At 31.8% G+C, this 24,266-nt stretch carries 23 protein-coding genes, 1 tRNA gene and 1 other RNA gene; 17 read left to right on the top strand and 8 right to left on the bottom strand.

Going from position 1 to position 24,266, the window contains the following annotated elements; genetic code table 11:
- Window positions 1–16: 16 nt before the first annotated feature.
- From KAR67_RS00785 to KAR67_RS00740, 10 genes are all read left to right on the top strand, one after another.
- Window positions 17–910, top strand: coding sequence for a polyprenyl synthetase family protein (locus KAR67_RS00785; protein ID WP_002780880.1), 894 nt, complete (start codon window positions 17–19; stop codon window positions 908–910).
- A complete protein-coding gene (gene hemA, locus KAR67_RS00780; protein ID WP_002776103.1) occupies window positions 910–2,205 on the top strand; it encodes a glutamyl-tRNA reductase in 1,296 nt (431 codons plus the stop codon). Before KAR67_RS00785 ends, hemA begins: the two co-directional genes overlap by 1 nt.
- Complete coding sequence (locus tag KAR67_RS00775) at window positions 2,192–3,901, top strand: proline--tRNA ligase (protein WP_072216263.1); 1,710 nt, start codon at window positions 2,192–2,194, stop codon at window positions 3,899–3,901. The genes hemA and KAR67_RS00775 overlap by 14 nt, the downstream gene beginning before the upstream one ends.
- Window positions 3,898–4,284, top strand: coding sequence for a hypothetical protein (locus KAR67_RS00770; RefSeq protein ID WP_002782917.1), 387 nt, complete (start codon window positions 3,898–3,900; stop codon window positions 4,282–4,284). The genes KAR67_RS00775 and KAR67_RS00770 overlap by 4 nt, the downstream gene beginning before the upstream one ends.
- Window positions 4,281–5,207 carry a hydroxymethylbilane synthase gene (gene hemC, locus KAR67_RS00765; protein ID WP_002831895.1) on the top strand — a complete coding sequence of 309 codons (927 nt, stop codon included), beginning with the start codon at window positions 4,281–4,283 and terminating at the stop codon, window positions 5,205–5,207. Before KAR67_RS00770 ends, hemC begins: the two co-directional genes overlap by 4 nt.
- Window positions 5,204–7,006, top strand: coding sequence for a menaquinone biosynthesis decarboxylase (locus KAR67_RS00760; protein ID WP_052777110.1), 1,803 nt, complete (start codon window positions 5,204–5,206; stop codon window positions 7,004–7,006). The genes hemC and KAR67_RS00760 overlap by 4 nt, the downstream gene beginning before the upstream one ends.
- Window positions 7,007–7,162: 156 nt before the next feature.
- Entirely contained in the window at window positions 7,163–7,528 is a 366-nt protein-coding gene (locus KAR67_RS00755; protein ID WP_002822714.1) for a FlaG family protein, read from the top strand.
- Between the two features lie 2 nt (window positions 7,529–7,530).
- The gene (fliD, locus tag KAR67_RS00750) at window positions 7,531–9,444 is read left to right on the top strand and encodes a flagellar filament capping protein FliD (RefSeq protein ID WP_002833936.1); all 1,914 of its coding nucleotides are present in this window, start codon (window positions 7,531–7,533) and stop codon (window positions 9,442–9,444) included.
- Between the two features lie 11 nt (window positions 9,445–9,455).
- Window positions 9,456–9,842: a flagellar export chaperone FliS gene (gene fliS / locus KAR67_RS00745; protein WP_002776169.1), complete on the top strand. Its 387-nt coding sequence runs from the start codon at window positions 9,456–9,458 to the stop codon at window positions 9,840–9,842.
- A complete protein-coding gene (locus KAR67_RS00740) occupies window positions 9,823–10,098 on the top strand; it encodes a hypothetical protein (RefSeq protein WP_002791829.1) in 276 nt (91 codons plus the stop codon). Before fliS ends, KAR67_RS00740 begins: the two co-directional genes overlap by 20 nt.
- Here KAR67_RS00740 and rnpB read toward each other — a convergent pair.
- Window positions 10,096–10,420: RNase P RNA component class A (gene rnpB, locus KAR67_RS00735), an RNA gene on the bottom strand. The genes KAR67_RS00740 and rnpB overlap by 3 nt on opposite strands.
- A gap of 106 nt (window positions 10,421–10,526) precedes the next feature.
- On the opposite strand from rnpB, the gene efp reads away from it, so the two are divergent.
- Window positions 10,527–11,096, top strand: a complete 570-nt coding sequence (efp, locus tag KAR67_RS00730) for an elongation factor P (protein ID WP_002776189.1) — start codon at window positions 10,527–10,529, stop codon at window positions 11,094–11,096.
- Window positions 11,097–11,257: 161 nt separating this feature from the next.
- Here the strand turns inward: efp and KAR67_RS00725 are convergent, their stop codons facing one another.
- Together KAR67_RS00725 and KAR67_RS00720 are read right to left on the bottom strand one after the other, a co-directional pair.
- Complete coding sequence (locus KAR67_RS00725) at window positions 11,258–12,343, bottom strand: FUSC family protein (RefSeq protein WP_002788234.1); 1,086 nt, start codon at window positions 12,341–12,343, stop codon at window positions 11,258–11,260.
- Entirely contained in the window at window positions 12,340–13,572 is a 1,233-nt protein-coding gene (locus tag KAR67_RS00720; RefSeq protein ID WP_002776194.1) for a glutamate-5-semialdehyde dehydrogenase, read from the bottom strand. Before KAR67_RS00720 ends, KAR67_RS00725 begins: the two co-directional genes overlap by 4 nt.
- Window positions 13,573–13,642: 70 nt before the next feature.
- Here KAR67_RS00720 and KAR67_RS00715 point away from each other — a divergent pair, with 70 nt between their 5' ends.
- Both KAR67_RS00715 and KAR67_RS00710 read left to right on the top strand, forming a co-directional pair.
- Window positions 13,643–14,578 (top strand): NAD(P)-binding domain-containing protein, encoded by a 936-nt coding sequence (locus KAR67_RS00715; protein WP_002776196.1) that lies wholly within the window; start codon window positions 13,643–13,645, stop codon window positions 14,576–14,578.
- Between the two features lie 225 nt (window positions 14,579–14,803).
- The gene (locus tag KAR67_RS00710) at window positions 14,804–16,135 is read left to right on the top strand and encodes an MATE family efflux transporter (RefSeq protein ID WP_002780904.1); all 1,332 of its coding nucleotides are present in this window, start codon (window positions 14,804–14,806) and stop codon (window positions 16,133–16,135) included.
- 22 nt (window positions 16,136–16,157) lie between these two features.
- Here the strand turns inward: KAR67_RS00710 and KAR67_RS00705 are convergent, their stop codons facing one another.
- A complete protein-coding gene (locus KAR67_RS00705) occupies window positions 16,158–17,087 on the bottom strand; it encodes a DUF2860 family protein (RefSeq protein ID WP_162284556.1) in 930 nt (309 codons plus the stop codon).
- Window positions 17,088–17,227: 140 nt separating this feature from the next.
- On the opposite strand from KAR67_RS00705, the gene KAR67_RS00700 reads away from it, so the two are divergent.
- The gene (locus KAR67_RS00700; protein ID WP_002780905.1) at window positions 17,228–18,601 is read left to right on the top strand and encodes a replicative DNA helicase; all 1,374 of its coding nucleotides are present in this window, start codon (window positions 17,228–17,230) and stop codon (window positions 18,599–18,601) included.
- 236 nt (window positions 18,602–18,837) lie between these two features.
- Here KAR67_RS00700 and KAR67_RS00695 read toward each other — a convergent pair whose 3' ends face one another.
- The 4 genes from KAR67_RS00695 to KAR67_RS00680 form a co-directional block, all read right to left on the bottom strand.
- Window positions 18,838–19,074: an EexN family lipoprotein gene (locus KAR67_RS00695; RefSeq protein WP_002776203.1), complete on the bottom strand. Its 237-nt coding sequence runs from the start codon at window positions 19,072–19,074 to the stop codon at window positions 18,838–18,840.
- A gap of 38 nt (window positions 19,075–19,112) precedes the next feature.
- Window positions 19,113–19,259, bottom strand: a complete 147-nt coding sequence (locus KAR67_RS00690) for a hypothetical protein (protein WP_162284535.1) — start codon at window positions 19,257–19,259, stop codon at window positions 19,113–19,115.
- 334 nt (window positions 19,260–19,593) lie between these two features.
- Window positions 19,594–19,670, bottom strand: a tRNA-Ile gene (locus KAR67_RS00685).
- 50 nt (window positions 19,671–19,720) lie between these two features.
- A complete protein-coding gene (locus tag KAR67_RS00680) occupies window positions 19,721–20,821 on the bottom strand; it encodes an FtsW/RodA/SpoVE family cell cycle protein (RefSeq protein ID WP_002780911.1) in 1,101 nt (366 codons plus the stop codon).
- Between the two features lie 78 nt (window positions 20,822–20,899).
- On the opposite strand from KAR67_RS00680, the gene KAR67_RS00675 reads away from it, so the two are divergent.
- Genes KAR67_RS00675 through trmB form a run of 3 tightly spaced genes read left to right on the top strand, consistent with a single transcriptional unit; the run spans window position 20,900 to window position 24,241 of the window.
- The gene (locus KAR67_RS00675) at window positions 20,900–21,865 is read left to right on the top strand and encodes an RluA family pseudouridine synthase (RefSeq protein WP_162284555.1); all 966 of its coding nucleotides are present in this window, start codon (window positions 20,900–20,902) and stop codon (window positions 21,863–21,865) included.
- Window positions 21,813–23,045, top strand: a complete 1,233-nt coding sequence (locus KAR67_RS00670) for a fibronectin type III domain-containing protein (RefSeq protein ID WP_002791825.1) — start codon at window positions 21,813–21,815, stop codon at window positions 23,043–23,045. The genes KAR67_RS00675 and KAR67_RS00670 overlap by 53 nt, the downstream gene beginning before the upstream one ends.
- Window positions 23,045–24,241: a tRNA (guanosine(46)-N7)-methyltransferase TrmB gene (trmB, locus tag KAR67_RS00665; RefSeq protein WP_002791824.1), complete on the top strand. Its 1,197-nt coding sequence runs from the start codon at window positions 23,045–23,047 to the stop codon at window positions 24,239–24,241. The genes KAR67_RS00670 and trmB overlap by 1 nt, the downstream gene beginning before the upstream one ends.
- Window positions 24,242–24,266: the final 25 nt, after the last annotated feature.

The raw sequence follows: 24,266 nt of genomic DNA, 5'->3' as shown, positions 1-24,266 counted from the left end.
ATTTGAAGGATATAGGGTGCAGCCAATAGATGATTTGATAAAACAATATTTGCAAGAGCTTGATTATGAACCTATTTTAACTATGCTTGCTAATACCAAATCAGGCAAAAAATTGCGTTCAAAGCTACTTTTAGCAATCGCAGGAGAAAATGCAAATTCTTATAAAATTTGTGCCGCAATAGAACTTATACATTTAGCAAGTTTGTTGCATGATGATATCATAGATGAAAGCAAATTAAGACGTGGTGCAAAGTCTGTTAATGCCGAATTTGGTACAAAAAACGCCCTTATGCTTGGAGATATTTTATATTCAAAAGCTTTTTATGAATTGAGCCAACTAGATGCTTGTTTTGCAAGTATTATTTCAGATGCGGTTGTTAAGCTTGCTGTAGGCGAGCTTATGGATGTTGAGCTTAGCAAAAGTTTTAATGCGGATAAAGATAAATATCTAAAGATGATTTATAATAAAACCGCAGTTTTAATCGAAGCAAGTGCAAGGTGTGGGGCTATTTTGGCAAATTTAGATGAAAAAGCTTTTGGAGAATATGGCAAAAATTTAGGTCTTGCATTTCAAATGATTGATGATATTTTAGACATTAAGGGCGATGAAAAAACCCTTGGAAAACCTGCTATGAATGATTTTAAAGAGGGTAAAACCACTTTGCCTTATATTTATCTTTATGAAAATTTAAATAATGAGGATAGGGCTCAATTAAAGAATTTATTTCAAAAAGATTTAAACAATGATGAAAAAATTTGGATACAAACCAAATTTGAAGAAACAAAAGCTTTAAATAAAGCTATATTGGAGGCTAAAGAATATGCCCACCAAGCAGCACTAGCTATAAAAGATTTTTCCAATGAAAAACTTCAAGATATAATTCAAGCTATGATAGATAGGGATTTTTAATGTATTATTGCATATCTTTTACTCATAAAAATACAGATCTTTCTTTAAGGGAGAGATTGAGTTTTTCAGATGAAGCAAAAAAAAACGAGTTTTTGAGATTGCTAAGCATTCATGAAAATATTGAAGAATGTTTGGTTATAAGCACTTGTAATCGTGTAGAAATAGTAGCTTATGTAAAAGAAGCTTGTGCAGAATATATTATTAAATCCTTAGCTTTATTATGCAATGTAGATAAAGAAAGCTTAGTTCAAAAAGCTGATATTTTTGAAGATAGCGGAGCTATTCATCATCTTTTTTCGGTTGCAAGCTCACTTGATAGTTTGGTTGTTGGAGAAACACAAATCGTAGGGCAATTAAAAGATGCTTTTGCTTTTGCTTTAAAAAATAATTTTTGCGCGGTACATCTTTCAAGGGCAATTCACAGTGCATTTAAATGCGCAGCTAAGGTTCGTAATGAAACCCAAATTTCAAAAAATCCTATTTCAGTCGCTAGTGTAGCAGTAGCTAAGGCTAAAGAACTTTTGCCTTTAGATGGAAAAAGTGCTATAGTTATAGGTGCGGGTGAGATGGGAGAGCTTGCAGCCAAGTATTTAATCACTGCTGGAGCTAGAGTTATAGTGTTAAACAGGGATATGGAAAAGGCTCGTATCCTTTGTGAGAGATTGGGTGTTTTAAGCGAGTGCGATAGCTTAAATAATTTAAAAAAATATCTTGATGAGTATGAACTTTTTTTCTCAGCTACCAATGCCCCAAATGCTATTATTACAAATTCTTTAATCGATGAGGTCTCTCATAAGAGATATTTTTTTGATATTGCTGTGCCACGAGATATTGATATTAGTGAAAATGAAAAAATATCAGTTTTTGCGGTCGATGATCTTGAAGTTGTTGTGCGAAAAAATTTAGCCTTAAGAGAACAAGAAGCGCGTATGGCGTATGGTATCATCGGGCGTGAGACAGCAGAATTTTTTAGATATTTAAATGATTTAGCTTTAACTCCTATTATAAAAGCGATTCGCTTGCAAGCAAAAGAATGTGCCAACAAACAGCTTCAAATCGCTTTAGATAAAGGATATTTAAAACATTCTGATGAAGAAGAGGCAAGAAAATTAATCCATCAAGTTTTTAAAGCTTTCTTGCATACTCCAACTATGAATTTGAAACATTTGCAAGGTAAAATGCAAAGTGATACAGTGATTAATGCTATGCGTTATATTTTTGATTTGGAAAATAATCTTGAAGGTTTAAATCAATACACATGCGAATTTAATATGGAGAATAATGATGAAATTTAGTAAATTATATGCACCAAGTCTTAAAGAGGCTCCAAAAGATGCGACTTTACCGAGCCATATTTTTTTAACACGCGCTGGCTTTGTTGAGCAAATTGGTAGTGGGCTTTATAATTTTTTACCTTTGGGAAAAAGAGTATTGGATAAAATTCGCACTATTGTTAAGGAAGAAATGGATAAAGCAGGAGCACAAGAAGTAAATCTTAGTTTTATCACTCCTGCAAGTTTGTGGCAAGAAAGTGGGCGTTATAATGTTTTTGGAAAAGAACTTTTGCGTTTTAAAGACAGAAAAGAAAATGAATTTGTTTTAGGTCCAACACATGAAGAAGCTATGCTTTCTTTGGTAAAAAACAAAATCACAAGCTATAAACAACTTCCTTTGCATTTATATCAAATTGGACTTAAATTTCGTGATGAAGCAAGGCCTAGATTTGGGCTTTTAAGATGTCGTGAATTTCTAATGAAAGATGGATATAGTTTTCATGCTAATGAAGAAGATTTAGGGCGTGAGTTTGAGCTTATGTATAAAACTTATTCTCAAATTTTACAAAGAATGGGGCTTGATTTTAGAGCAGTTGAAGCTGATAGTGGGGCTATTGGTGGAAGTGGTTCTAAGGAATTTATGGTTTTGGCAAAAAATGGGGAAGATGATATTTTAATTTGTGAAAATTGTGATTATGCGGCTAATGTTGAAGCTGCAAAAAGAGCTAAAAAAACTTGTCAAGATGAGCGTCCTGAAGCAAATTATGCAAGTAAATTTCACACTCCAAATATTAAAACTATAGATTCTTTAGCACAATTTTTTAAAATTAATGCTTTTTATACGATTAAAGCAGTGGTAAAAAAAGCTATTTATGAAAATGAAAGTAAATTAGTTGTGTTTTTTATAAGAGGAAGTGATGATTTGCAAGAGGTTAAGGCTCAAAACGCTTGCAATGCTCTTGAGCTTGTGGATGCGAGCGAAGAAGAATTAGAAAAAGCGGGATTGGTTGCAGGTTTTATAGGCTTTGTGGGTTTGAAAAATGTTGATTTTTATTTGGATAAAGAGCTTGAAGGCGAAAAACAAATGATAATGGGAGCAAATGAAAAAGATTATCATTTAATAGGCATTGATGTAGTTAATTTAAACAAAGATCGCTTTAAGGATTTAGCAGAGGTTAAAGAAAATGATTGCTGTGCTAAATGTGGTGGAAAATTAAAATTAAGCAAGGGTATAGAAGTAGGACATATTTTTAAATTAGGGCAAAAATATTCTAAGGCTATGAATGCAAATTTCTTAGATGAAAATGGCAAAAGCAAGCCTTTTTACATGGGATGTTATGGTATAGGGGTTTCGCGTTTACTTGCAGTAGCAATTGAGGCAAATCATGATGAAAAGGGTTGTATTTGGAATAAAACCTTAGCTCCTTTTACGCTTGAAATTATAATTTCAAATATCAAAGATGAGAAGTCTTTGGAATTTGCTACCAAGCTTTATGAGGATTTAAGCAATGCAGGTATTGAAGTTTTACTTGATGATAGAAATGAGCGTTTTGGTGTTAAGATGAATGATTTTGAGCTTATGGGCTTTCCTTATGCTTTAGTTGTAGGCAAGGGCTTAGAAAAAGATGAGTTAGAATTTATAGATAGAAAAACACTAGAGAAAAAAATCATATCAAGTAAAGAAGTATTTGATTTTATTAAAAAGAGTGTAGAATGAATTACAAGCTAAGCCTTAGTCCGCTTTTTTTACTAGAACTTGTTGCAAGTATTTTATTTATCGTATTTTTTGGTTTGGGAAATTTTTTAATTTTTATTTTAGCTAGTATGATTTTTGGAGTAATTTTGCTCGGAATTTTTTGGAAAAATATGCTTGAATTTCGTATAAGCGGTTTTAAAGATATGTTGACTCAATTTGCTTTTGTAATGGCGGCTTTTTTGTTTATCTTTCCAGGAATAGTAACGAGTATTTTTGGATTTTTTGTTTTGTGTTTTGGTTTGATTTTTAATTTTGCTAAGCCTAGATATAAAAGAAACTACAGACAAAATAACACTTCTGATGAAGAAATTATCGATGTTGAAATTATAGAGGAGAGAAAATGAAAGAGCTTGTTATAGCTACAAGAAAGAGTCAATTAGCTCTTTGGCAAAGCGAATTTATAGCAGATTTTTTAAATAAAACTCATGGCATAGCAGTTCGCTTAGAAGGCTTTAAAACCAAAGGAGATGTTTTGTTAGATAGCCCACTAGCAAAAATAGGTGGTAAAGGACTTTTTACTAAAGAACTAGAAGAAAGTATGCTAAGAAATGAAGCGCATTTAGCTGTGCATAGTTTAAAAGATGTGCCAAGTTTCTTTCCGCAAGGCTTGGTTTTGGCTGCAGTTAGCAAAAGAGAACAAAGTAATGATGCGATGTTGAGTCAAAATTATAAAGATTTTCTTTCTTTGCCAAAAGGCGCAAAGATAGGCACTACAAGCCTTAGACGCAAAATGCAACTTTTATTATTAAGACCTGATTTGGAAATCATTTCTTTGCGTGGCAATGTAAATTCTCGTATAGAAAAATTAAAAAATGGGGATTTTGATGCGATTATCTTAGCTATTGCAGGTATTAAGCGTTTGGATTTAGATAAACAAGTAAATTTTGTTTATACATTTAGCAAAGATGAGCTAATCCCAGCGGCATCCCAAGGAGCTTTAGGCATAGAAAGTATAGATGATGAAAAAATTTTAAAATTTTTCAAATGTTTAAATGATGACAATGCTTTGATAGAAACTACCATAGAAAGAGAATTTATCTCTACTTTAGAAGGAGGATGTCAAGTGCCTATAGGTATTAACGCAGAACTCTTAGGAGATGAAATTTGTGTGCGTGCTATACTTGGATTGCCTGATGGTAGTGAAATTTTAAAAGAAAAAAGAATGATCAAAAAAAGTGATTTTAAAGGCTTTGGCGAAAGTTTAGCGAAAGAATTTATCGCCAAGGGGGCTAAAGAAATTTTGAAAAAAGCTGAAAGTATGATATGAAAGATTTTATTAAAATTCTAAAAAATAATGATTTGCTAAAAGTGTATGAAGAACCTATAGATGTAGATCTTGAAATCGCTCATTTAGCCTATATAGAAGCTAAAAAAGGAGAAAAAGGGAAGGCTTTATTATTTAAAAATCCTATAGATAAAAAATTAAATAAACAATATAAATTTCCTGTTTTGATGAATACTTTTTGCAATGAAAAGGCTTTAAATTTAGCTTTTGGACGAGATTATAAAGAGGTAGCTGATGAAATTTCAAAGCTAACCAAACTTCATATTCCTACTAGTTTTAAAGCAAAAATAGATTTTTTTATGAATTTATTAAGTCTTAAAAATGTTCCACCTAAAAGATTAAAAGCAGATAAAGCTTTGTATGATTATGAGCTTTTAAATTCTCTTGAAGAACTTCCTATACTTAAGACTTGGGAAGAAGATGCGGGTAGATTTATTACTATGGGGCAAGTTTATACACAAAATTTGGATAAAACTCAAAATAATCTTGGCATGTATCGTTTACAAGTTAGCGATAAAAATGAGCTTTTAATGCATTGGCAAATTCATAAAGATGGGGCAAATTTTTATCATGAGTATAAAAATGCTGGCTTTAAAAAAATGCCTGTAAGTATAGCCATAGGTGGAGATCCTCTTTATATTTGGTGCTCTCAAGCACCTTTACCTAAGGGAATTTTTGAACTTTTGCTTTATGGTTTTATTAAAAAAACTCCAGCTAAGCTGACACCTTGTGAAAATGGTATTTTCGTGCCTTATGATAGCGATATAGTGATCGAAGGCTACGTGGATTTAGAAGAGTTTAAAGTCGAAGGACCTTTTGGCGATCATACGGGTTTTTATACTCCTGCTGAACTTTTTCCTGTGATGAAAGTAGAAAAAATTTATGCTAAAAAAGATGCGATCTATCAAGCAACGGTTGTAGGAAAGCCTCCTTTAGAAGATAAGATCATGGGGCTTGGTACCGAAAGAATTTTTTTACCCTTGCTTCAAACTTCAGTACCTGATTTAATTGATTATAATATGCCTGAAAATGGGGTCTTTCATAATCTTATCTTAGCAAAAATCGATGCAAAATATCCCGCTCATGCGCAACAAATTATGCATGCATTTTGGGGAGTAGGGCAAATGAGTTTTGTTAAGCATGCAATTTTTGTGGATAAAAATGCACCTTCTTTGAAAGATTATGATGCTTTAATTCCTTATATGTTAGATCGTTTTAATACAAAGAAAATTTTAATTTCAGAAGGAATTTGTGATCAATTAGATCATGCTTCACCTAATTCTTGTTTTGGGGGTAAAGCAGGACTTGATGCTTGCGAAGAAATACAAGTTGAAGAGCTTGAAATTTTAGAAGATGAAAAATTACTAGAACTTTTTAAAACTAAGGTAGAACTTTTAAATTTAAAGCAATTTTATAAAGAAAGTAAAAGTCCTATAGTTTGTATTTTGCTTGATAAAAAAGAAAAAATCAAACAAAGTTTTGACAAACTTTTAGAATTTAAAAAACATTTTAGGATTTTAGTGTTTTTAGATGCTGAAAATAAGCTTGAAAATTCTTATATGCTTGTTTGGCGTGTGGTAAATAATATAGATGCTAAAAGAGATATTTTTATCAAAGAAGAAAGACTTGGAGTAGATGCAAGTGCTAAAGGTGAAGCTGAGGGTTATTTAAGAGCTTGGCCTAAGCAAACAGATTGCACTAAAAGCGTGATAGAAGATTTGATCTTGCGTAATATTTTAGAAAATAATCCAGATCTTTTTAATAAATTTGAAATTTTTTAAGATAATTGAGATTTATTTTAAAATTTTGGCACAGTTTTTGCTTATTATTTTTTTATTATTGAAAAATAAAATTTTCTTTATAGGTGTTCATAAATTTATAAATTTGTCGATATAAGCTTTTAACTAGCAATAGGAAATTTTAAAAAGGATTTTAAAATGGAAATATCGAAGGCAAATGGGCAAATGGATACAGCTTTGGCAAACATTAGCCAAAGAACAAGTGAGACGCAGGCTAGTTCAAACATTCAAACCGATAGAAGTCAAAGTCAAGGAGGCGATGATGGACAACAACAAGGTGTGAGTGAAAAGTTAGCTGATATTACAAAAAAGTTAAATGAGCAAATGGATTCTCTAGATACCAATGTTCGTTTCGGTTATAGCGATAAAATCGGTTCTATGTATATTAGCGTGACTGAAAAAAGTACTGGAAGGGAAATTCGTCAAATTCCTAGCGAAGAAGCTATGAGATTAGCTGAGTATTTTAGGGATGTGATAGGAATGATATTTGATAAGGAGAGTTAAAAATGGCATTTGGTAGTCTATCTAGTTTAGGATTTGGTTCTGGGGTTTTAACTCAAGATACTATAGATAAATTAAAAGAAGCAGAGCAAAAAGCTCGCATTGATCCTTATACTAAAAAAATTGAAGAAAATACAACCAAACAAAAAGATTTAACAGAAATCAAAACTAAATTACTAAGTTTTCAGACGGCTGTTTCATCATTGGCCGATGCTACGGTTTTTGCGAAAAGAAAAGTTGTAGGAAGTATTAGTGATAATCCTCCAGCAAGTCTTACAGTTAATTCGGGTGTTGCTTTACAAAGCATGAATATCAATGTTACTCAACTTGCACAAAAAGATGTGTATCAAAGCAAAGGATTAGCAAATGACGGTGGTTTTGTTAATGCACAATTAAATGGAACTGCCGATCTTACTTTTTTTTCAAATGGCAAAGAATATACTGTTACAGTAGATAAAAACACAACCTATAGAGATTTAGCTGATAAAATTAATGAAGCTAGTGGAGGAGAGATTGTTGCTAAGATTGTAAACACAGGAGAGAAAGGTACTCCTTACCGCTTAACTTTAACCAGTAAAGAAACAGGCGAAGACAGTGCGATAAGTTTCTATGCTGGAAAAAAAGATTCGAATGGTCAGTATCAAAGTGATTCAGAGGCAGAAAACATATTTTCAAATCTTGGATGGGAATTAGATAAAACGAGTTCTATTGATCCAGCTAAGGATAAAAAAGGTTATGGCATCAAGGATGCTTCTTTGCATATCCAAACTGCGCAAAATGCAGAATTTACACTTGATGGTATTAAGATGTTTAGATCAAGTAACACTGTTACCGATCTTGGTGTAGGAATGACTTTAACTTTAAATAAAACAGGTGAAATTAATTTTGATGTACAGCAAGATTTTGAAGGTGTGACAAAAGCCATGCAAGATTTGGTGGATGCTTATAATGATTTAGTAACCAATCTTAATGCTGCAACTGACTATAATAGTGAAACTGGAACAAAAGGAACTTTACAAGGCATCAGTGAAGTAAATTCAATACGCTCAAGCATTCTTGCTGATTTGTTTGATTCTCAAGTTGTTGATGGAACTACTGAAGATGCAAATGGTAATAAAGTGAACACTAAGGTTATGCTTTCTATGCAGGATTTTGGCTTAAGTTTAAATGATGCAGGCACTTTGAGTTTTAATTCTTCTAAATTTGAACAAAAAGTTAAAGAAGATCCAGACTCTACTGAAAGTTTTTTTTCAAATATTACTAAATACGAAGACATTAATCACACAGGAGAGGTAATTAAGACAGGAAGTTTAAGTAAATATCTTAATTCCAATGGTTTAGAATTTAAACCAGGAGATTTTACTATAGTTTTTAATAATCAAACATATGATTTATCTAAAAATTCTGATGGTACTAATTTTAAATTAACAGGGAAAACAGAGGAAGAATTGCTTCAAAATTTAGCTAATCATATAAACAGTAAAGGTATTGAAGGCTTAAAAGTTAAGGTTGAATCCTATAATCAAAACAATGTTACAGGGTTTAGGTTGAATTTTAGTGGAGATGGTAGTTCGGATTTTTCAATCAAAGGAAATGCTAGCATTCTCAAGGAATTAGGTTTGTCTGATGTAAATATAACCTCTAAGCCTATAGAAGGTAAAGGTATTTTTTCAAAATTAAAAGCCACGTTGCAAGAGATGACTGGAAAAGATGGTTCAATTACAAAATATGATGAGAGTTTGACAAATGATATTAAATCATTAAATACCTCTAAAGACTCAACTCAGGCTATGATTGATACAAGATACGATACAATGGCGAATCAATGGTTGCAATATGAGAGTATTTTAAATAAACTCAATCAACAGCTAAATACTGTGACTAATATGATTAATGCGGCAAACAATTCTAATAATTAAGGATAAAAAAGATGCAAAATAATTTAGCCTATAATGCTTATTCTCAAAATCAAGTGGGGATAGAGTCTCCGCAAAAACTTATTGAAATGCTTTATGAGGGAATTTTGCGTTTTTGTGCAAGAGCTAAAGTAGCCATAAGAAATGAAGATATAGAACAAAGAGTGTATTTTGTAAAAAGAACCACGGCTATTTTTATAGAGCTTATTAATACTTTAAACTATGAAAAAGGCGGAGAAGTGGCACATTATTTAAGCGGGCTTTATACAAGAGAAATTCAACTTTTATCTTTGGCAAATTTAGAAAATAACGAAGATAGAATCAATGAAGTTATAAATGTAACCAAAGGTTTACTAGAAGCTTGGAGAGAAGTGCATAACAATGAAACAGTGGCTCAGTGATTTTAAACTTGCATTAATCCAAGAAGATATCAATAAACTTGAAAATTTACTTGATGAACTTGATATGAAAGCTTTTATTAAAAATTTAGCCAAAGAATCGCCTTCAGAAGATTTTTTAAAAGAAAATGCAAATGATGTATTTTATCAAGTTCAAGCTCTTTTGCAAGAAGCTGTTATACTGATTGAACAAAAGAAAAAAACAAAAGCTGTTGAAATTCAAAAATTTCAAAAAGCGTTGACATATTTTAAATCTTAAAAAAGCATAGCGATAAGCCGAGTTCTGTCTAGAATGCTCATTTATCTAGTTTTGTTTTCGCAAACAAAATCAAGCGAAGGGTTAAAACAAAGACCTTAACCATCCCTTCTTGCTGCACATTGGGTTTACATAGCCGAAATTGTTGCCAAAATCGCTGGTAAGCTTTTACCTCACCGTTTCACCTTTTCCACTTTTGTGGTAGTTTTCTTTCTGTTGCACTGTCCCTTAGGTCGCCCTAGCCATCTGTTAGATGGAATGTTTGTCTTTTGCAGCTCGGACTTTCCTCTTCTTTTTTTAAAGAAGCGAGCATTTACTATGCTTTAAAGCTAAATTCTAACAAAAAAATGCTTATTTTATTATCAATTATATTGTGATATCAAATAATTTTTGTTAGAATTATAATTTATTTTTAATATAAAAGGAAAATTATGGCATCTTATTCAATGGGTGATTTAAAAAAAGGGCTTAAAATCGAAATCGATGGAATTCCTTTTAAAATAGTTGAATATCAACATGTAAAACCAGGAAAAGGTCCTGCTTTTGTGCGTATAAAAATCAAATCTTTTATTGATGGTAAGGTTTTAGAAAAAACTTTTCACGCAGGAGATAAATGCGAAGCTCCAAATTTGGAAGAAAAAACTATGCAGTATCTTTATGATGATGGAGAAAATTGTCAATTTATGGATACAGAATCTTATGAGCAAGTTGCAATCAGTGATGAAGATGTAGGCGAAGCAAAAAAATGGATGCTTGATGGTATGATGGTGGATGTACTTTTTCACAACGGCAAGGCTATTGGCGTGGAAGTTCCGCAAGTTGTAGAACTTAAGATTGTAGAAACAGCTCCAAATTTTAAAGGCGATACTCAAGGTTCAAACAAAAAACCTGCTACACTTGAAACAGGTGCAGTTGTGCAAATTCCTTTCCATGTTTTAGAGGGTGAAGTTATACGCGTTGATACAGTGCGCGGAGAATATATCGAAAGAGCTAATAAATAAAATTTTTACGCGTACAGATTTTTTTAAGCGCGTTTGATTTTATCGCAAAAAATAAATATCAAATTCAGCAAGTTTGTATAAATTAAGATATTTATGTAAGATTTTAAAATATATTATTTCAGCTTTTAATGCATGCAAGCTTAAAAGCTGAATTTAAAGAATTATTTACTTGTCAATTTTACTCTAAAAATGTATTTTGCAATGTATTTAAAATATTTTCTTAAATAAGCCCTATGAATAACAAAACCTCCTAAAAGTCCTAAAAGACTGCCTATGATAATATCTTGTAAGCGAGCGTGTATTAACATATCAACACTTAAGTTTCCAAAAGAAGCCGCCTCGGCCAAATAGGTCACATAAGGTGTAAGAAAAATGACAGCTAAGGCATAGTTTCTAACTACTAAAAATTCAATTATAAAGGCTAAAAACATCATTAAAAAGATAAATTCTAAAGGAGTGAATTTAATTCTTAAAAGCCACCATGCAAATAAAATTCCAACTGTTGTTCCAAGAATGCGTTGAAGTTGTTTTATCCAAACTGAATTTAAATTAGTCCCTTGTAAGATAACCGTTGTGCTAACTGCAACCCAATAACTTCGATCAAGTTCTAAAAATGTTCCTAAAAACACAGCAAAGCCAACAAAAAAAGCAATAATTATAGAATCCACAAAGATAACATCAAAACCTAAATTTCCATTTTTTAAAACGGGTTTGGGTGGAGAATTTTTAAAAATATAAATGACAGATACAGAGTATAAAAAAGCAGTTATATTAGCAATGATACCGCCTATACAGATTAGTCCCACTAGAAAAATATAATCTTTTGGCGGAAAAGGAAAAAATGAAGCTAGTAAACAGGAAAAAACGAAGAAAAAATATCCTGGCGCGCCTATATTATAATAGCGTATCAAAATAGAGCTAGCCATAGCTACTAAGCCAACTACAAGCGGAGAGAATGCAGGAAAAAAATGCGTGCAAAGTCCTATTAAAAAAGACAAACACAAACCAAAAGAGCAGCACATTGTAACAGCCATTCTATGATACATAGGTGTATTGGTTGTATAAACAAAAGCCATGATTCCTATTATAGCAATTAATCCTAAGTCCATACGATCATAATATGCAGCAATACTAAGCGCAAATCCAACTGCTAAGGCAAAGAAAAAAGGCATTTGCCAAACTCTTTCGGTTGGATTAAGTTGTATGATTTCTTTACATTGTTGTTTTAAAATTTTTCTTTTACTCATTTTCTTATCTGTCCTTCTCCACTGATTAAGTATTTATAGGTGCAAATATCTTCAACTCCCATAGGACCTCTTGCATGAAGTTTACTTGTGGAAATTCCTACCTCTCCACCAAAGCCAAATTCACCCCCATCACTAAAACGAGTCGAGGCATTGACATAAATACAAGATGAGCGTAGAAGGCGTTGAAATTTGCCTATGTTTAAAGCATTGTTTGAGATTATGGTTTCAGAGTGTAAAGAGCTGTGTTGGTTGATATGCTCTATAGCCTCATCACAATCTTTTACCGATTTTATACTGATAGCATAATCAAGCCATTCTGTATCAAAAGTGCTTTCATCAGCCTTTGAAATTTCTAATTTTGAGTTTTTAAAATGTTCTAAGATATTTTCATGTGCGTGAATTTTTACCTTAAATTTTTCAAATTCAGGGATTAAAAGCTTTATAAAATCTTTAGCAATTTTTTCATGGATTAAAAGGGTTTCTAGAGCATTACAAACGCTTACTCTTTGGCATTTTGCATTAAGGATGATTTCTAAAGCCATATTTAAATTTGCACTCTCATCCACAAAAGCATGACATAAGCCTTTATCTTGTTTAATGAGTGGAATTTTTGTATGACTAGCAATTTCTTGTATCATGTTTGAACTTCCACGAGGGATGATCACATCAACCAAATCATCAAAAGCTAAAATTTGCATGATTTCATTTCTTTCATAAAACATAGCAAAACAATCTTGCAAATTAAACTTTTCTAACACTTTATAAACAAGATCAAATATGGCCGAATTTGTAAATTTTGCCTCACTGCCTCCTTTAAGTACGCAAGCATTGGAGCTTTTTATCATTAAAGCGATGATTTCAGCACTTAGGCTTGGTCTTGCTTCATAAATCACACTGATTAATCCTATAGGAATGCTGATTTTTTCTATCTTTAAGCCCGCATAATTAACCCAGCCTTTAGAAATTTTACCTATAGGATCTTCTAAATAAGCAATCTTTTCCAAAGCATCACAAAGAGAAAAAATGCGTTTTTTATCTAGTAAAAGTCTATCTCGCATTGCTCCGCTTTTGGTAAAATTTGTCATGTCTTTTTCATTGGCTTCTAATATGATTTTAAAATTCTCTCTTAAAGCACAAGCTAATTTCAATATAATATTTTCTTTATCCTTGGGAGTTAAATTGAGCAGTTTTTGAGAATTTTTCTTAATATTTTCAAGTAAATTTCGCATTTTTAATCCTTTATTTACAAAAAACTTGATAAATTATACAAAAAAATTTAGAATTGAAAGGTAAATTTGAATGAAAAAAGTAGATTTAATTGTAGTAGGTGCAGGGCCGACAGGAATTGGTTGTGCGGTTGAAGCTAAGCTTAAAAATAAAGAAGTTTTGGTATTAGAAAAATCAAACAATATTTGTCAAACTTTGATGCAGTTTTATAAAGATGGCAAAAGGGTTGATATGGCTTATAAGGGTTGTGAAGGCACAAATCACGGACATGTTCCTTTTCAAGATGGAACCAAAGAAAGCACTATAGAGACTTTTCAAAATGCTTTAAATGAGCATAAAATAGAAGTTGAGTTTGGCTCTGAGGTAGAGAGTGTGAAAAATGAAAATGGAGTATTTTTAGTAAGTACAGGCAAGGGTGTTTATGAGTGTAAAAATATCATCGTAGCTATAGGTAGAATGGGTAAGCCTAATAAGCCTGATTATAAACTTCCTATAACTTTAACAAAGATTATTAATTTCAATGCTAATTCTGTTTTAGGTGATGAAAAAATCCTTGTTGTAGGAGGCGGAAATTCAGCTGCAGAGTACGCAGTAGATTTAGCTAATTCTAATAAAGTAAGCCTTTGTTATCGCAAGAAAGAATTTACAAGATTAAACGATATCAATCTTAAAGATATTCACGAAGCTGGAAATTCAGGCAAAGTAGAATTAAAACTCGGTATAGATATAGAAGAACTTGAGGATGATAATGGTAAAGCTAAGGTGAAATTTAACGATGGCAGCAACGAGACTTATGATAGAATCATTTATGCTATCGGTGGTTCTACTCCTCTTGATTTTTTACAAAAATGCGGAATCAATGTCGATGATAAAGGAGTTCCTTTAATGGATGAAAATAAACAAAGCAATGTAAAAGGTATTTTCGTAGCAGGGGATATCGCAACTAAAAATGGCGCAAGCATAGTAACAGGCTTAAATGACGCTGTAAAGATACTTGCCGTAATTTAATCAAATTTGGCCCTTGGGCTGAATTTGACTTATTAAACTTTCAATATTATAATTTCTTTATTATATTTTAATTTTTAAATATTATCATGCAAACACAAGATAAAAACAATAAAAAAATCATACCGATAGAAACCTATCGCTTAGCTTTCTACATACTAGGACTTCAAACACTCTATTAGCTCCTTTTAAGATATTTGTATTGTTAAATATTTTAAAGGATTTTTTATGTCAAATATTTTTAGCACCTTAAGCCCTTTTAGGCTTTTTGTTAAATGTGCTGTGCCTAATGTAATAAGCATGGCATTTATTTCTTTTTATTATATTGTTGATGGAATTTTTGTTGGAAAATATCTAGGAAATGACGCTTTAGCAGCTTTGGCCTTGATTATTCCTTTTATTATGATATCTTTTGCTTTGGCTGATATGATAGCCATTGGTTCAGCTGTGCAAATTTCTATGCATTTAGGACTTGGGAAGAAACATTTAGCTAGAAAAATCTTTAGTTCTAGTATGTTAATTATCTTCCTTATTTCATGCTTGGTAGGTATTTTAGAATATCTTTTAAGTCCTGTTTTGATCGATTTTTTAGATGTAAATGAAGATATCAAATCAATGGCAAAAGAGTGTATGCTTGTATTTGCTTTGTTCGCCCCCTTTACTATGTGTTCTTTTGCTTTGGATAATTATCTTAGAATTTGCGGAAAAACAACTTATAGTATGACAATGAATGTGATTATAGCATTGAGTAATATAGTGCTTGATTATATTTTCATCGTTGTGTTGGGTTGGGGCTTGTTTTCAGCAGCTCTTGCGACTTGCTTGGGGCTTATGCTAGGCGGTATTTTTGGAATTTTTCCTTTTTTATTTCAGAATTTAGAGCTTAAATTTTCAAGTTTGTATATGAATATGAAGATTTTTAAAAACATAGTTTATAATGGAAGCAGTGAATTTTTTGGCAATATCTCGGGTTCTTTATATGGTATATTTGCTAATTTAGTTTTGTTAAAAATTTCAGGCACTCAAGCAGTTGCCGCTTTTTCTATCGTTTCGTATATTGATAATTTTATCATTATGCTTATTATCGCTATGGGTGATGCGATGCAACCTGCATTAAGTTATAATTATGCTAAAAAAGATTTTTCAAGGATTAAAGATATTTTAAAGGTAATGTTTTTTGCAGGTGCGATTTTATCTTTATTGTCTGTTGCAATGATATTTGTTTTGGGTAAGGATTTAGTAGGATTATTTACTCAAGAAAATGATCAAGAATTTATCATTTTTGCTTATATGGCTTTGATGTTGTTTTCTTTTAATTATCTTTTTGCGTGGTTTAATGTTTTAAGTGGTTCTTTTTTAACAGCGAGCAATAAAGCGAGTTTTTCTTTGATTTTAAGCTTGAGTCAAAATCTTTTTATTCCTTTATGTTTTCTTTTGATTTTATCTTCTATCATGGGCTTAAAAGGAGTGTGGCTTAGTCCATTTTTTGCTGAATTTTGTGTTTTGGTTTTAGCTTGTATTTTTGTTAGAAAAGTCTTTAAGAAACTATCGTTTTTATAAGGATAGTTTCTTTGGATTGATTTTAGAATTTATATCCTACACCTGTAAGTAAGATGTGATATGTTTCATCGTAAAAATCTATATCGCTATTTCTTTTTTCTAAGCCATAATTTGTAAAACCATAAAGTGAGTTATAGCCTAAGAATTGATTTTTTACGAGCTTGAGATTGAATTTTGTAATGCTACCATCTTGTTTTTGGTTAAAAATAGGATCGGTGCCATCTGCTTTGTATTGATTTAAGCTTAGGCTTGGAGTTAGGATATAATTTCTTGCAAAAACCAGATGTGTTCCTATTTTAAAGCCATATCTTGAGTAGCTTTGAACCTTTCCATCGGCATCATTATAATCATAGTTTAAGCCTAAATTTAATAAAGAATAATTATAGCTTAATTCTAACTCATGATAATTTCCCTCTCGTTTAAGAGAAGCAAATTCTATACTTTCTTTATCTAATTTATTTTTTGCAAAAACATAAGAAGCGTTGAATTTTCCAAAATCACTTTCATAAAGTTGTGAAATTCTAAAGCCGTATTTACTTACATCGGTTTCTTCACGATTGCCTATAAAATAAGGATTAGCATAAGCTTTTTCTCTTAAAGATGAAATGAAAGAAAAAGAAGTGCTAAAGCGTTCTAAATAAGCTCTTTCATAACCCAAAGCAATACCGCTTAAATCCCTTCCGTTGTAGTTTTTAAGAAATACTCTATCATTATCGATTAAATTGCCATAATAAAGCTCAAGACCTATAAAAGGGATAGCAGCTGTATCAGAATTATCGGCATTGTATCCGCTTATATAGTCACTATTTGCTAGAGGTGAGATATTGCTCTTAACATCTCTTACACCTACTCCTAGGCTTAAATTTCCGCTAAGACCACTTTGAAATTCTATGGATGAAGCTTGACTTACAAATAAAGAGGCCAAAGCAAAAGAAAATAAGGTTTTTTTCAAGATAAACTCCTTGATAGTTTTTATAATTAGAAATTTTATTGTAACTAATATTACTTTAATTTTTATAAAAAGCTTATGTGAATTTTTAGATTCTTTTAGATAAAATCTTTCAATAAATTTTACTCAAAAAAGGAAAATAGGTGCAGCAAGAGCATTTTGATTTGGATTTAGAACGTGCAATCTTAAGTAGTTGTATTATGAGTGAGGATGCTTATTCTAGTATAGCAGGAGATATAGAACCTAAGGATTTTAGTCTTAAAGCTCATCAGGATGTTTTTAAAGCTATTATTGCTTGCGTGAATGCTGGAGAGCCTATATCGATTAGCTTTTTAAAAAAGCATAAAAAAATAGACGAGCAAATTTTAACCGAGATTATCGCAACTCCTTCGATAATAGATCTTCCCGCTTATGTCAATGAACTTCGCGAAAAGTCGATTAAAAGACAGCTTTTAAGCTTTGCCCATCTTTTGCCAACAAGGATCAATGATAATCGCGCAGTCAGTGAAATTTCTGATGAAATCGGCAAGGAAATTTTTAACATCACCAATCGTGTAAACACCAACGATATCAAAGATATAGAAATAGTCTTAAGCGAGCTTTTGGAAGAATTTAAAAAACAAAAAAGCCTTGAAAACAAATCCGTGATAGGACTTGATACAGGATTTGAAGATCTAAATACTATGACTAAGGGTTTTAAAGGTGGGGAGCTTATCATCATCGCAGCGCGCCCAGGTATGGGAAAAACAACTTTGTGCTTAAATTTTATAGAAAAGGTTTTAAGACAGGATAAAGGAGTGGTGATGTTTTCGCTTGAAATGCCTGCTGCTCAAATCATGCAAAGAATGCTTTCGGCAAAAACTTCCATTCCTTTGCAAAAAATCTTGACTGCGGATTTAAATGATAACGAATGGGAACGCATTGGCGATGCTTGCAATTATTATTCTAAAAAGAAATTATTTATCTATGATAGTGGTTATGCGACTATTACAGATGTAAGAGCGATTTTAAGGCGCTTAAAGGCTCAAGAAGAAAGTATAGGGCTTTGCGTGATCGACTATATAGGGCTTATGATGAGTAATTCTAATTTTAATGATAGACATTTGCAAGTCAGCGAAATTTCAAGAGGGCTTAAGCTTTTAGCAAGGGAGCTTGATATGCCTATCATCGCGCTTTCACAGCTCAATCGTTCTTTAGAACAGCGTGCAAACAAGCGTCCTATGATGAGTGATTTACGTGAAAGTGGGGCTATAGAGCAGGATGCGGATACGATTTTGTTTGTATATCGTGATGAGGTTTATAGGGAACAAGATGAAAAAGAGCGTGAAAATAAAGCGAAAGCCGAAGGCAAGCCTTATCAAAGAAATTTCATTCCTAATCCTATGCAAGAAAATGCTGAAATTTTAGTCGGCAAAAATAGAAATGGTCCTGTAGGGGTTGTCGAGGTTTTATTTTTAAAAGAAAAATCTTGTTTTGTGGATAAGCCACGATTTGAGAGTGTTGAATTTCAGGAGTAGGGATTAACTCTATAGGTCGAGCTTAATTTGCCATAAAGAAATTTAGAAAGAGAACAAAGTCAAAAGTCTAAACTAAATCAATAATAACTAAAGTCCAAAATACCCATAAACAAGCGGTTTTAATAAGAGGCATTCAAGATAAAAGCCCATTGTGTATTATGCTTAAAACGCCTTCTGCACTTTCAACCCCAAAAGCTAAATTTGGAGCAAGAAAAATTAAAAAAATAATCGCTAGTTTATTTCCATTTAAGAGCGTCTTTGTTGTAATTTTCATTTTTTCCAATTCCGTAAGGAACACGATTGTCGGTTTGCATTTCAACTGCCCATTTTGCATTAGAACAATCCCTTTGTTGAGTTTCATTCATTTTCTCCATTTTTTTACATTCTGCAACTCTAGCTTTAGCCTCATCTAAGTGTGCTTTATAATAATCGCTTGTTTTTGCTTCATCTCCACAACCTGCTAAAAAAGCCAAAGCGCCTCAACCAATTAACCCACTAAAAATAAAATGTTTCATTGTTCTTCTCCTTGATTTGATATAGAAACAAAATATTTTAGCATTATTTTATTTCTATTTAAGAGCGTCTGAGTTTGATTTACTTCAAGTTTTTTAATACAACCTGCATCTTTTATAAATTTATCCATTTTTACCTGTTGCATTATTCTTTGATTGCTAAGTAATGAGTAGATATGTTATTTTAATCTATAATAAGTGATTTTGATTTTTTGAGTGGTTTTTACAGTCTGCAATTTTTCATCAGGGTTTTGTTTAAGTTTTGCAATGAGTGTGGCTTTGTTTTAGAAAACTTTATATTGAAGTTTTAATTGTTGTTATGTATCATTAAATTTTTATCATAAAGAATTTTTAAAAAAAGAGATTAAATTCTACTTTAGATTTGGAGTGTTAAATAAGTAAAGTATTTGTTTAAAATATTATTTGTTAATTGAATAAGTTTGATTTGTTTTTGGATTATATATGAAATAATTAAAGTAATGGTGGATTTAGCAGGACTCGAACCTGCGGCCAACCGGTTATGAGCCGGTTGCTCTAACCAACTGAGCTATAAATCCGCCTTAATTTTTAAAGATAAAATTATATCTTATTTTTGCTTAAAATTATTTTATTTATTTTTATTGTCTACCCAAAAGTATCTAAAGGTAATCAAATGCTGTAAAATTCCAAAGAAAATCATAAAAATCGTAAAAGAACTTCCACCATAGCTAAAAAAAGGCAAAGGGATACCAACAACAGGCGCAAACCCTATAGTCATCGAAATATTTACCGCAGCATAAATAAAAATAAACAATGCTACGCAGTTTATAGCAACTCTAGCAAAATAATCATCCTTAAGCTTTTGATTTAAGCTTAGTAAATGAAAGATGAGTAGAGTATAAAGTAAAATCAATACAAATCCCCCCAAAAAGCCAAATCTTTCTATAAGATATGCAAAGATAAAATCACTTGTAGAGATAGGCAAAAAGTTAAAATGCGTTTGTGTAGCTTCATCTTGAGATTTTCCTATAAGGCCGCCATTGCCTATGGCTATCATGGATTGTGCGACTTGATAGCTTGGTTTTTCGGAGATAAAATCATGAATTCTTTGTTTTTGGTAGGGCTTTAACAAATGCGTATAAATGATGGGAGAGCTTATACCGATGGCGATGATGATACTAAGCCAAATTTTATAATGCACACCCATGATAAAAAGCACGCCAAAACCTACGATTAAAAGCACCATAGCACTTCCTAAATCAGGCTCTTGAGCGATCAATAAAAAAGGCAAAATGATAAAAAAACTAAGCTTTAGAAATTGTTTTAGTTTATAGCCATTTTTAGGCGGTGGATCTTGATAGATGAGATAAGCAAGCATTAAAATAAAGCTAGGTTTAAAAATTTCAGAGGGCTGGATGGTAAAATGAGTAAAAGGAATTTCAAGCCATCTTTTAGCACCCAACTTTTCAACACCAAAAATATCTGTACTTAAAAGCAAAAAGATATTGACCCAATAAGCTATGGGTATAAGCCACATCAGTTTGCGAATAGGCAATAAAAAGAATACGCTAAATGCGGCAATTCCTACACAGGCATAGACAAATTGTTTTTCGGCTAAAAAAGCATTGGCTTCAAAGATTAAAAAAAACGAAATTAAAATAATAGGTACAAACAAAATAGGTTGCATATAATCAAAATGTGTTAAAATTCTTCTATCAGGTATAAACAAAATTTGCCTTCAATTTGTAGTATTAAAATATAATTATAAAATAAAACTCTAAATTATATAAAATTTTATAAGGAAAAAATGCAAACTTTTTTGGTTGATGAACCTTCAAGGCTCGATATTTTTTTAGCTAAAAATCTTCAGCAAAGTCGCAATCAAATAGCCTCGATGATAGAAAAAAACTGCGTTTGGGTTAATGATAAAATTCAAAATAAAAATTCATTCAAGTTAAAAGTCGGAGATAAACTTGTTTTAAATTTGCCACTTGTAGAGGAAGCTAAGCCTAAATTTGATATAGATTTTGATATAGAAATTTTATACGAAGATGAGGATTTGTTGGTTTTAAATAAACCTTCAAATTTGGTTGTTCATGGAGCAAAAAGTGTTAAGAGTGCGACTTTGGTGGATTGGCTTATAGAAAAACAATACACCCTTTCTACCTTAGGCGGAGAAGTGCGCGCAGGGCTTGTTCATAGGCTTGATAAGGAAACAAGCGGAGCTATATTGATAGCAAAAAATAATTTTACTCATCAAAAGCTTAGTGAGCAGCTTAGTGATAAAACTATGGGAAGAATTTATCTTGCGTTAATTGATTTGCCACTAAAAGAGGATAAAATTATCATAGATAAAGCTTTGATTCGATCCAGTGCTAATGCTATTAAAAAAATAGTTAAAAATAGCTTTGTTAAGGGTTCTAAGGAGGCTAAAAGTGCTTTTGTTAACTTGGCAAAAAGCGAGGAAGTGAGTCTTATTGGGGCTAAGCTTTTTACGGGTAGAACGCATCAAATTAGAGCACATTTAGCTAGCATAAATCGTCATATTTTAGGAGATGAATTATATGGCTATAGGGGGAAATACGAGTGTAGGATTATGCTGCATGCGTATTTTTTGTATTTCATTCATCCTAGAAATGGAGAAAAAATATTTATCCAAGCTCCATTAATGGACGATTTTAAACAAATTTTAGAAAAAAAATTTATTTTAGGAGAGCTTAATGAAAAAATTTCACTTGAGTCTTTGCTTGGGTGCTTTGACTCTTTTATTTAGTGCTTGCAGTGTTTCGCAACTTTCTAATATAAGTTCAAATAAAGAACTTTTAGTCAATGAAAGCTTGCCAAAGATTAACAATCTTAAAAGTCTTAGTGATATTAGCAATATAGCGTTTGAATGGGATCCTTTATATGATGATAATATCAAAGGATTTTATTTATATCGCTCAAATGATGCAAATCCTGAATTTAAACTTGTAGGAACGATTAAAAATAAATTTCAAACCCATTATGTAGATGCTAAGCTTGAGCCAAATACAAAATATTACTATATGATGAGAAGTTTTAATGATCAAGGTCATATTTCAGAAGATGGAAAGGTGATTGAAGTAAAAACTATGCCAAGATTAGAGGCTATTCCTTTTGCACAAGCTATCACCAATCTACCAAGCCGAATTAAATTGATTTGGCGTCCACATCCAGATCCAAGAGTTGCTTCTTATATCATAGAAAGAGCTAAGGCAGATGGACAAGAATTTAAAAAAATTGCCGAGGTGAAAAATCGCTTGAATGCTGAATTTATAGATGAGGATTTAAAACCGGAGGAGAGTTTTAATTATAGAATTATTGCTGTTGGATTTGATGGGGTGCAAAGCCAGCCAAGTTCTATTTTAAATTCTACAAGCAAGGCCTTACCTCCTCAAGTTGAGCATTTAAATGCGAGCTTAGATGGAGCCAATAAAGTAGTTTTGACATGGGACGCTCCTAAATACAAAGATTTTTCGTATTATAAAGTTTATTCTACAAGTTCAAGTTTTCTTCCTTACACTCTTTTGGCTAAAACCGAGCAAAATTCTTATGAAGATATAGTTGAAGGTGCTGCAAAGAGTAAATACTATAAAGTAACCATGGTAGATATAGACGAGCTTGAAAGTCCTATGCCTAAAGATGGGGTAGAGGGTAAAACTTTAGGAATTCCATCTTCTCCTAGTATTATTCTGGCTCAAAGTACGAGTGATGGTATTGATTTAGAATGGGTGGATAATGACTCAAGAGCGGTTGAATACGAAGTTAGACGCTATGGCGGTGATCAAAATGCTATTTTTAAGGGTGTAAAAGAAAAAAGATTAAAAGATATTAAAGCTTTACCGGGTGTAGAATATAGCTATGAAGTGATAGCGATTGATTCTGTTGGTCTTCGTTCAGAGCCTTCAAAGAAAGTTAAGGCGAAGCAATAGTGCCAAATTTTAAAACTAGAAAACTTAAAGAAATCATTCTACCCTTTGAAAAAGATGGGGTAGAATTTGTGTGGATGGCACATAATAATAATGTGAATTTAATCTACACAAGGGTCGAGGAAGAAAGTTTTTTTCTACAGATTAAAAAAGGAGAAAATGAATTTGTAGTTAAGGTAGATAAGCATACCAAACCTTCTAAAATAGCCTATTTACATAAGGCTTTATATATTTTTAAGCAATATTTTTGCGAGGATGTTATCAGCGAGGCTTTTGGTATAAAAAATAATGCTTTAGCCGAAAAAACTCCTTTGATTGCTAATGATTTTGAAGAAGTTTTAGAAAGACTTGAGGGAAAAATTTACATCGAAATTGGTTTTGGTTCAGGAAGACATTTGCTTTACCAAGCTAAAAACAACCCTCAAATTTTAATCCTTGGGATAGAAATTTATAATCCAGCCATCACGCAGGTAGCCAAGCTTGCACGCGCTCAAGGTATTGATAATATCTTATTAGTTCAAAGTGATGCTAGACTTTTGTTGAGTGTTCTTCGGTCTGATTCTATAGAAAAAATTTTCCTACATTTCCCAGTTCCTTGGGATAAAAAGCCTCATCGCCGTGTTGTTTCTAAAGCATTTTGCAAAGAATGTGCAAGAGTGCTTACAACCCAAGGGGTTTTTGAGCTTAGAACGGATAGTTATGAGTATTTTGACTTTACTTTTAAGGAATTTTTAGAATTCTCATCACCGCAATTTAGCATTAGAAAAAATGAAAATTTAGAAATTTCTAGCAAATACGAAGATAGATGGAAAAGACAAGAAAAAGATATTTATGATCTTTGGGTGTGGAATTTAGATAAAGAAGAAAAGAATGTTTTATCAGAAGAATTTGATTTTTCAGATATACATTTAAGTAAAAATGATCTGATGCTTTTAGAGAAAAATTTTGAAAATTTTACTTTAAAAAAAGAGGATTTCTTTTTGCATTTTGAAAATATTTATAAGCAAGGGGAAAGTTTATTATTAAAAATAGCTTTTGGTGCTTTTAATAAGCCTGAGCATTGTTATTTACATATAGGAGAGGCGATTAGTTTTGTTTTTAAAGAGCCTTTTAAGATACAAGAAAATTTAAAAGCTATAAAAGAGCTTAAGAAAAGTGTTAAATTTCACTTTAATATGAAACATTTTCTTGAAAATTAAGCAAAAATAAAGCATAATTTACGAA

It is taken from the genome of Campylobacter sp. JH32 (assembly GCF_017846535.1).
GTDB classification, from domain to species: domain Bacteria; phylum Campylobacterota; class Campylobacteria; order Campylobacterales; family Campylobacteraceae; genus Campylobacter_D; species Campylobacter_D coli.
This window is presented reverse-complemented; position numbering and strand designations above follow the sequence as displayed.